General features: G+C 33.6%; 11 protein-coding genes. 4 read left to right on the top strand and 7 right to left on the bottom strand.

Features of this window, described 5'->3' with window-relative positions:
- Window positions 1–462: 462 nt before the first annotated feature.
- Window positions 463–1,407: a hypothetical protein gene (locus F891_RS17075; protein ID WP_005140915.1), complete on the bottom strand. Its 945-nt coding sequence runs from the start codon at window positions 1,405–1,407 to the stop codon at window positions 463–465.
- A gap of 159 nt (window positions 1,408–1,566) precedes the next feature.
- Here F891_RS17075 and F891_RS17070 point away from each other — a divergent pair, with 159 nt between their 5' ends.
- Window positions 1,567–1,923, top strand: a complete 357-nt coding sequence (locus F891_RS17070; RefSeq protein WP_005265162.1) for a type II toxin-antitoxin system RelE/ParE family toxin — start codon at window positions 1,567–1,569, stop codon at window positions 1,921–1,923.
- On the top strand, window positions 1,916–2,218 hold the full coding sequence (locus F891_RS17065; protein WP_005140921.1) for a helix-turn-helix domain-containing protein: 303 nt from the start codon (window positions 1,916–1,918) through the stop codon (window positions 2,216–2,218). Before F891_RS17070 ends, F891_RS17065 begins: the two co-directional genes overlap by 8 nt.
- Window positions 2,219–2,293: 75 nt before the next feature.
- Here F891_RS17065 and F891_RS17060 read toward each other — a convergent pair whose 3' ends face one another.
- The 5 genes from F891_RS17060 to F891_RS17035 form a co-directional block, all read right to left on the bottom strand.
- Window positions 2,294–3,070, bottom strand: coding sequence for a hypothetical protein (locus F891_RS17060; protein ID WP_005140922.1), 777 nt, complete (start codon window positions 3,068–3,070; stop codon window positions 2,294–2,296).
- Window positions 3,067–3,543 carry a hypothetical protein gene (locus tag F891_RS17055; RefSeq protein ID WP_005140931.1) on the bottom strand — a complete coding sequence of 159 codons (477 nt, stop codon included), beginning with the start codon at window positions 3,541–3,543 and terminating at the stop codon, window positions 3,067–3,069. Before F891_RS17055 ends, F891_RS17060 begins: the two co-directional genes overlap by 4 nt.
- Window positions 3,544–4,146: 603 nt before the next feature.
- Entirely contained in the window at window positions 4,147–4,659 is a 513-nt protein-coding gene (locus tag F891_RS17045) for a hypothetical protein (RefSeq protein WP_000064854.1), read from the bottom strand.
- A gap of 94 nt (window positions 4,660–4,753) precedes the next feature.
- Complete coding sequence (locus tag F891_RS17040) at window positions 4,754–5,113, bottom strand: SEL1-like repeat protein (RefSeq protein ID WP_000360920.1); 360 nt, start codon at window positions 5,111–5,113, stop codon at window positions 4,754–4,756.
- A 248-nt stretch (window positions 5,114–5,361) separates the two neighbouring features.
- Window positions 5,362–5,733: a hypothetical protein gene (locus F891_RS17035; RefSeq protein ID WP_000504219.1), complete on the bottom strand. Its 372-nt coding sequence runs from the start codon at window positions 5,731–5,733 to the stop codon at window positions 5,362–5,364.
- A gap of 1,255 nt (window positions 5,734–6,988) precedes the next feature.
- Between F891_RS17035 and repM the strand changes: the two genes are divergently transcribed.
- On the top strand, window positions 6,989–7,918 hold the full coding sequence (repM, locus tag F891_RS17025; protein WP_005065049.1) for a replication initiation protein RepM: 930 nt from the start codon (window positions 6,989–6,991) through the stop codon (window positions 7,916–7,918).
- Window positions 7,919–7,996: 78 nt separating this feature from the next.
- Window positions 7,997–8,527 (top strand): plasmid replication DNA-binding protein, encoded by a 531-nt coding sequence (locus tag F891_RS17020; protein WP_005265156.1) that lies wholly within the window; start codon window positions 7,997–7,999, stop codon window positions 8,525–8,527.
- A 195-nt stretch (window positions 8,528–8,722) separates the two neighbouring features.
- Here the strand turns inward: F891_RS17020 and F891_RS17015 are convergent.
- Window positions 8,723–9,266, bottom strand: a 544-nt coding sequence (locus tag F891_RS17015; protein ID WP_005265153.1) for a tetratricopeptide repeat protein, incomplete at its 5' end; no start/stop codon positions are given.

Below are 9,266 nucleotides of genomic sequence, written 5' to 3'. Positions count from 1 at the left end.
TCCATTTAACATAATGGCTGTTATACGAAATGCAAAATAAATAGTGTTATATTTCAAAAAGTTATGCTATAAGCAATTTGGGACGCAAACCCGAAAAGCCGACTTGGAAACAAGTCGGCTTTTTTATGATCGTTTTTGATAGTTCTTGCCAAGAATTTTGATCAATAAATGATCAATTTGGCAATCAGTGCCCATTTCATGCGGATCCAGGTTGTGAAACTATCCCCAATTGCTGTGGATAAAATTTAGGCTATTTTGTACGCCTAGGCTTACGTAAATTCCGGTTCTTTACGGCTGTCCAGGATAGGTGAATTTTCCTATGATGAAGCCATAGAGAACAGGATGTTCCAAACAACAAGAATAAGAAAGATCGCACCAGGAACGTGAGGTAAGACAGGAGTCATACTTAGCAAACCAATATAAAAAAACCCCGGCAGGATGCCGGGGTTTTTTATTTAAAGATCATTCTGAATCATCATTTTTAGGCTTTTTCTTATCCTGATTCTTTTTGTATCGCTTATCTGCTACGGTTTTTCTGTATTCCTTAAGGGACTTAGGATTATCAGAAATAAAGTTATCCATCCGTTTTTTGCCCCCCTTGTACTTATCGTCTTTACGCATTTCTTTTTTATTTACTTTTTTAGTTCCATTTTTAAGTGAATAAATAAAAGATGACCCTGCGACAAGAATCTGATCTACATAAATAGGCGTAGCGACATTCGTGTAAAAGTAGTTACAGCCATATGCCATATTTTTTTCTAAAATTTCATTTGGAATAAAGATTAAATAACTTAGTGTTTTCTCCAAACCAACTTCCAAATGTGGAAGATCAAAATTATCACTTTTCCATTTTTTATCTACACTGCAAAAATATCTAATTTTTTCCTTAGTTTGACTTACTGGAATATTAAGTTTTTTACATTTTTCTTGCGTATATTCAATGAAATGCTTCTTAGCAATATTAAGAGTAATATCTGAAATTGTATCTGAGCCAATCCCTTCAATAACTAACAATAGTTCTTCAAGATCTTCTAAATCACCTGTTTCTACAGCTTTAGAATGTCTTAAAGCAGTAATAATTTGCTGACACTTAACATCATGGCTTCCCCGACCTTTATGTCCATTTTTAGCTAAGCCAATGCCCGTACCTTTTGGTTCTGCAAAACATTTTGGTACCCATAAGCTATTGATAGCTGCTGGATCTTTAACATAGTTCTTTAAACCAGCTAATGTTTCTGACATAAAAACTCTTAAAGTTTCATGGCCTGATTGCATATGTGTATTAGATGATCGTGACATTGCATAAGCATCTACAAATAAGCGTGTATCTTCATCTAGATTTATATTTAAAAAGTCACATTCTGAATTTAGATAGTCTAATTTGAAGGAAGAATATAAATAGTTCATAAAGTCGCTCAAAATAAAGTCAAACCTATCACACAATTATTGTTTTATGCATACAAATCAAAACAATGCGACATTGTCTGTCGTTTAATTAATAACCAGTTTGTATTGTATTAAATTCATCAATATAATATAGACTATAATCTATATTTTGGTTGTGATATGTGGACAGTCATCACGACAGATCTGTTTAATGAATGGCTTGAGCAACAAGACGAATCAACACAAGAGAAAGTCCTAGCGGCTTTGGTTGTGCTACAGCAGCAGGGACCAAGTTTAGGTCGCCCTTTAGTTGATACCGTGTATGACTCTAAATTTACCAATATGAAAGAGCTACGTGTTCAACATCGAGGTAGACCTCTGAGAGCCTTTTTCGCATTTGATCCATTACGGCAAGCGATTGTGCTGTGCATCGGTGATAAAGGCGGTAAAAAGCGTTTCTATAAAGAGATGCTGGACATTGCAGAGCAGCAATACGAACTTCATATCTCAACCCTTGGAGATCAATCTAATGGCTAAAACCTTACAGGAATTATTGGCTAGTCGCTCTCCAGAGAGTCAAGCACGTATTCAACAAATGGCTGATGAACTACTTTTAGAAACTCAGCTTTACCTTATTCGAGAAGAACTAGAGATTTCCCAAAAAGAACTCGCTGAAACCCTTGGAATCAAACAGCCATCACTTTCAGCAATCGAGAATCGTGGCAATGACCTAAAGATTTCAACAATGAAAAAGTATGTTGAAGCAATGGGTGGAAAGCTCCGTATTGATGTAGAGCTTCCAACAGGAAAACATATAGGATTCAATGTATAACAATAAAAATGGGAGCTATAAGCTCCCATTTTTCACTTTGCATAACGACCATTATGTTAATGAGAAAAAGCTTCATTAATCTTTGATTAAGCTCTCTACAAATTCATCTACTACACTATTTAATAAATTAGCTTTGATAACTCTTGCTAAACCATTTGAGATAGACCCATTCATTATTCCAAGAAAAAGGAATCTATTTCCTAAAACCTGTCCATTTTTTGTCATAAAAGATCCCTCATTTAGAATAAATACAGGACTTCCAGAAGTATTCGATGTATCAGGAGATTGGATTAGGAATTCTGGGTTACCATTAAAGTCCTTAAATAATGCTGTTGCCAATTTTGCTCTGCCGAGAACTGGCATATATTCATCTTCTTGAATAATTTCATTTGGATAGGTAAGAAATAATATATCCTCAGATAACGAGATATCTTTTAATTGCTCACCCTTGGAAATACTTGTTAAATCAATTGGTTGTAAAAAACAAAACTTATCTAATTGGCCTTCTATAAAATTTACTATAGGCATGATTGGTGCTATTACAAAATCATTCGTCTTATCTGAAGAAAACCACATATCCTTCCAATCACTTTCACCAATACGGATATGTATTTTTTCTTTCTCATTTACATCCAAATTTACCTGATCTATAGCTTCATGAAATACCAAAGAAGCAGCAATTGAATTATCAATTAACTCTTTCGATGCAACTAAACAGATTACAAATTCATCCTTATTTATTGATTTTGAGACAAAAAATCCTGTTGCGATAACATTCGTTTCTTCTTTAGTTACAAGATTCATCTTTATGGTAGAAAAAAAGATTCTTTCCGATATTTTTTCTAATTTCATGAATATCTTCTAACAAATGTTTCTGTATCAGAGAATGTAGATGGTCTTGATACTTCATGTAACGGTGAAGTATCAAGTGCTTTTTGATTGATATTCCTTAATACCTGAGCACTATATGGCTTAGTTTTTTGGATTTTTACATCTAAAGTTGTTGCCAAAATTGAACCAAAAAACCTAGTAGAAACAAAACCTGTTTTCGTTTTTAACTCAAATGGACTAATAAGCTCTAAAAAATCATTCGGTGATATATCTTTAGATGTTTCAGAAATTTTGTTCTCGTTTGAAACATTTATCTCTGATTCCACCATGGCTATAGCATTATTAATTGAAGTCTTATCCTCTGAAAAAAATTCCTCTTTTACTTGTTTCAAAAGCTCTTTATTTTTAGAAAAAAGTAAAGATACTGCTAACCCCATAGATGCAATAGAAACCAAAGCAGCAACTATTATTCCTGTGAGTAAGAATCCAGACATAGCCATCTCCTATACTTTTTTCATTTTTGATAAACTATAACTAACTGACTGCACAACTGCTATACAGAATGTCAAAAAAACATTGAACCCAATAAAAATATTTGCCATAAAAAAACTAAATTTTTTCAGTTCTTTAGAGTAATTTTTACCATTCGTAATATAGTCATGATATTCAAACCCTAAGAATGCTGTTGAGAAAACAAATAATATTGCTAATGTGACACCAAAAAGAGACCAAAGAATATGATCCTCTTTTTTAATGATTGGGGCAAAGTACGTGATAACAACTAAAAATAAAGTATATCCAATGACATATAAATTAAAGTTGTCTATGCTGAAATCCGTTACTGTTGCTCTATGCACTATATACTGAAGATAGTACGGCCATATACTTAAAACAAAATTTAATACACAAAGCAGTATGAAACATCCAATAAAATGACCTATAAAAAGGCATGCTTTAATACCTTTGGTACATTTCATTACAAGGTATCCATAAAACTTTTTTTGCAATTATAGGGATAATTACTAAAACCTCAATAATATTGAATTTTTTTCTCATATAAAATTTTATATTTAACATAAAATCTCTTATGAGAATTCTTAACCATTATTAGAGTTTACCTGTTGTTGACTGTCCTTTATTTTCTTTTGATCAATAAGATATTGAAGAGCAACGGCATATATGAAGAACGTGATAGCAAAAAAAGTACCTAAAAAAAATATTTGCATTGGTGTTTGCTTTAAGACTATGTCGTAACTATATGAATACCATGATAATGCATATATAGAACCAGTGATTGCTCCACCAAAAATTGTTATATTTTTAGGGATTTCCTCTAATATTAAGGTTAAAAATTTATCTAACACATTGAATCCAGAAAGACTTTTTATCATGAATAAAATTCCAAGAAGAATTGTAATAGCTCCTAGAATTGAGAAAAATTCATTTGTAAGATGAGCATTAATTTTCGCAGAAACATAAATTTCAAATAATTCTTTTGATGAAAAAAGTTTTGAGAAGAAGCAAGCTGTTAAGAAGGTTATAGAAATTGGTATCAAAAATTTAATAAATTCAAGCCCAATATATTTGAAATAATTTGTTCCATTAGACATGTTTATTACCCCTATAAATAAAGCGAATGTATCCAGTGCTTGAAAAAACTTTTTTACTTTTTAACACGTCTTATTATTTATAGGGCTATCAATCTTATGCGGCATCTTTAAAATTATTAGAAAAATTTAAATTAATGTTATATATAGACTTAATATCTTCAATTGCATCAAGGTCACCATTCTTTGCAGCTATAGTGAGCCAAAAAACGGCTTTATAATGTATCTCGAGCTGAAAGTAGAATATTCCAACTTCATATTGAGTATAGCTACCTTGTCTCAAAGCTGCTAAATCAGCATACTTTATGGTTTTTTTAATTTTTTTATTTGCGTAATAATATCTAGCCAAATCTAGCATAGACTTCACATCACCTGCTTTTGCATTCTTTTTAATCTGAGACTTTTCTCTTTTTTCAATTAGATAATTCCCACAAAAGAAAACTCTTTGTTTATCCATTTCTATAAATCCTGTTTAGAATTTTGATTTTTCAAAAACTTTTTTCAAAATTTTGTTCAGCATAGAAGATCCCCTTAGCTCGCATACTTCTTATTTCAGGCTTTTTATTTAAGAGAACATATCTGGGTTCGTAAGCCTGATATTTTCCTGACAACTTTCACACAGCATCAATCCTGCAAAAAGTTGTACATTTTGTCTATTTTCACAAAGCGTACATGGCTTTGAAAGCTGAATAATATTATCTGACATTACTTTACCCTCTTATAGTTATCATCTGCATATGAGTAACCTTTAGCTTGCATCATTCTAACCTCATCTTTAGAAGCCCCATTCTTCATTAATGTCCATAACATCATGAAATAGAGTCCAGAAAAATCCTCATAATATTTTTCAGAAAAATTATTATCTTCCTCAAAATCATCTATTCGCTTCTCTAATCGATTCACCAGATCCTCGATACGATCGGCCTGCTGCTTAACAGCAATAGATTGAAAATCATTGGTCAAAATTTTACTGAATAATTTACTGGTTCTGATTCCTTCTGAATTAGCCAATTGATCATAGAATTCGGCTACTTGTGGATCCAGTCTGACTGCATAAGTTTTGACTTTTTCGCCCATAAATTACACCTCTTATTAAAATCAATGTTTGTACAAAATTAAATTTATAAAATTCAACTAATTGAATAAAAATAATAAGTAAATTATGTACAAACCTATTTGTACATAATTAATTTATTTTAAAACAAAAACTTATTTAAATATAATGCTTTTTTCATGTACAACAATGAGTACATAGTTTTTCTTATATTTATCAAAGTATTATATGAAAAAAGTGTTTTTTTGATGTACAACTATGAGCGCAACAAATTAATAAATAAAATCAACAACTTATTTCAAAAAATGGGCTTTTTGCAGCGCAGCTTTCTAACACACAAAATAATTACCCAAACCCTTACACCATAAGGGTTTGAAGGTTGTCATCGTTAGATGCGTGGTGTGTGACAAAAAAATCTCGGCATGTGCCGGATCCAGGATTGGAAAATTGGCTAAAGTGACGTAGGGCTGGTGCTTGGTTTTACATGGAAAAAAGTATTTATTTCCTAATTTGGAAAAACGTAAAAAAATCAATTTTTTGTCCATTCATCCAAGTGAGAAATTTCAACCCAAAACTTTAATTATGAAAAGCCTCATAGAAAGCGTTCAAATGCGATTTAAGAGCCTTTATCTAAAAAACATAGATCTCCCATAGGGAAAAACAGAAAACAGCTCAAAAAACGCAAATGAGAGCGAAATAAAGAGGGGTTTTGAGTCTAGATAGATTCATAGAGCGAGTGTCTACGAGCAAACTATCAAAATTTGCGCCTAGACCCTCTGAAAAACAGTTTTTTGCCCTCTTTAGCCTAAGAAAGCGTAAGTTTCGTGCAGAAATTTGCTCCTGGACCGAGCGTAGCGAGTAAAAAAGTTTTATGAGCGTAGCGAATTCCGAGTTGCTTTTGCTTTTTCTAAAAGTCACGTAAGTATTAACCAAAAAATTGCCCCGACGAACTAAGCGAAAGCGAAGTTCAATAGAGTTTGAGCGAAGCGAAAACCAAGGGCAATTTTTCTTTACCTGGGCTTTTAATTATTTTTAATCTTTTAAATGCTTTTAAGTAAGCTGTAACCCTTTATTCATAATAGTTTTAGAGTTAATAAAACTAGGTTTATCGACCCATAAAACTAGGTTTATCGACCCATAAAACTAGGTTTATCGACCCATAAAACTAGGTTTATCGACCTTAAAACTAGGTTTATCGACCCTAAATTAAGTCGATTTACAATTCAATTAAAATAGTCTATTGTACAACCTAGTTTAATTATAAATTTATTATTAGAAATGAGTGAATTAATCGTAAAGGATAATGCTTTAATTCAAGCTAGCTATACCCTAGATACAGTTGAACAAAGGCTGATCCTATTAGCCATTGCTGAAGCTCGGGAAACAGGGCACGGGATAACTGAAAATAGCCTTTTAGAAGTACATGCAAGTAGTTATATCAATACCTTTAATGTCGAGAAACACACTGCTTATACCGTGCTTCGGGATGCATCTAAAAGCTTGTTTGATCGCTATGTCACGTATCATGACATTAATCCTAAGACTGGTAAGGATCGTAGCTTTCACTGTCGTTGGGTCGATAAAATTGGATATGAACCTCAATCCGGGATCGTTTTCCTACGTTTCACGCAAGACATTGTTCCACTCATAACTCGACTGGAAGAAAACTTTACTAAATATGAATTGGAGCAGGTTTCGAGATTAACTAGCTCTTATGCTATTCGGTTATACGAGTTATTAATTCAATGGAGATCTGCTGGTAAAACGCCAATTTTTGATCTATCGATCTTTAGACAACAACTTGGTGTCGAAGCTCATCAATACAAAACAATGAGTAATTTTAAAACGTATGTTTTAGATTTTGCCCTCAAGCAAGTAAATGAGTTAACCGATATAACGGCTAAATATGAACAACATAAAAAAGGACGTTCAATTTCCGGTTTTTCTTTCAGTTTTAAGCAGAAAAAAACCAACTCTGACAAAGTAATTAAGGGAACGGATACATTAGCCCTTTTCACCAAAATGAGTGATAAACAACGTCATCTCTTTGCCAACAAACTTTCTGAATTACCTGAGATGGGGCAATATTCAGAAGGCACCGAAAGCTTCCAACAATTTGCTATACGCATTGCAGAAATGCTCCAAGATTATCAAAAATTCCAAGAATTATTCCCTTATCTTCAAAAAGTTGGCTTTGCACCTGCCTAAAATTTAAACTTGATCATTTGTCTATTAGACAGTCTAATAGACAACAACTTTTGACAGGTTTAGGCATAGATTTACAACATGAAAAGCCTTACAGTTCTCGAGCTTTCTAAGCTTTACAATATCAATAGACAAACGGTTTACAACAACATAAAGAAAGGAATTTTAAGTAAAAATTCCCAGAATAAGATCGATCTAGCCGAGGCTATCCGTGTTTTCGGGGAACCTGTCAAAAAACAGGATGTAAAAGAACCTGTAAAAATAGACAGTCCAAATTCGACAGAAGTTTTACTACTTAGACAGCAGATAGACATGCTGAAAAACCAGCTTGATGATGCCAAAGATCGGGAATCTTTCTATCAGAACCAAATTGAAACGATGCAACGCCTATTAGAAGCCCCAAAACCTAATATGACTACGTTTACCGATCAAGAATTAGTGCAACCCAGCATAGCCAAACCAGATCCCGAACCTGACACAGCAGAAGCTAAACATGACGGATTGACTACTCCAGAGCGGAGGGAAAATAAGCGGATTCCAGTGCCAGAGCACATTGAACCAGAGCCTGAGAAAAGAGGCTTTTGGAGCCGTTTTTTTAGACCCTATGATTAACCACGATTATTTAATTAATATGAATAAAGTCGTGAAACTTTGATTAAATAATAAGCGTGGAACGTGAAAAAATCGTAAAAAAAAGCCCACCTTGGGGAGGTGGGGCAAAAAAGAAACTACAGCGTTGAATTTTCAAGAGAATTATACAGCATTTCGTATAAGGTGTATTATGTTAATTTTAGAAAATCTTGATAATTATTGAAGTCCAGCAAGTACTAATTTAGCTTGAGCATGTCCATTATTCGCTGCCTTTTTTAGCCAATTTAATGCTTGTACTCTATTCTTTGGTAATCCATTACTACCATGTAAGTAGTGTTGACCAATATTAAATTGAGCCATCGCACTACCATTATTAGCTGCTTTTAAATACCATTCATTAGCGAGTGCAGGATTTCTTGCTATTCCCTGACCGTTGTCATACATCACCCCAAGGTTATATTGCGCACTTGCATACCCCTGTGCCGCTGCCTTGCTAAACCATTCAAAGGCTTTGGCATAATTTTGGGCTACCCCTTGACCGTTGACATACATCACCCCAAGGTTATATTGTGCTAGTGCATATCCTTGAGCCGCTGCCTTGCTATACCATTCAAAGGCTTTCGCATCACTTTGACCTACGCCACGACCGTTGGCATACATCACCCCAAGGTTATATTGCGCACTTGCATGCCCCTGTGCCGCTGCCTTGCTATACCATTCAAAGGCTTTCGCATAATTTTGGGCTACCCCTTGACCGTTG

The sequence above is a fragment of the Acinetobacter sp. CIP 101966 genome, assembly GCF_000369725.1.
GTDB classification, from domain to species: Bacteria; Pseudomonadota; Gammaproteobacteria; order Pseudomonadales; family Moraxellaceae; genus Acinetobacter; species Acinetobacter lwoffii_Q.
Note: the sequence above shows the minus strand (reverse complement) of the source record. Positions and strands in the feature narration are given on the sequence as shown.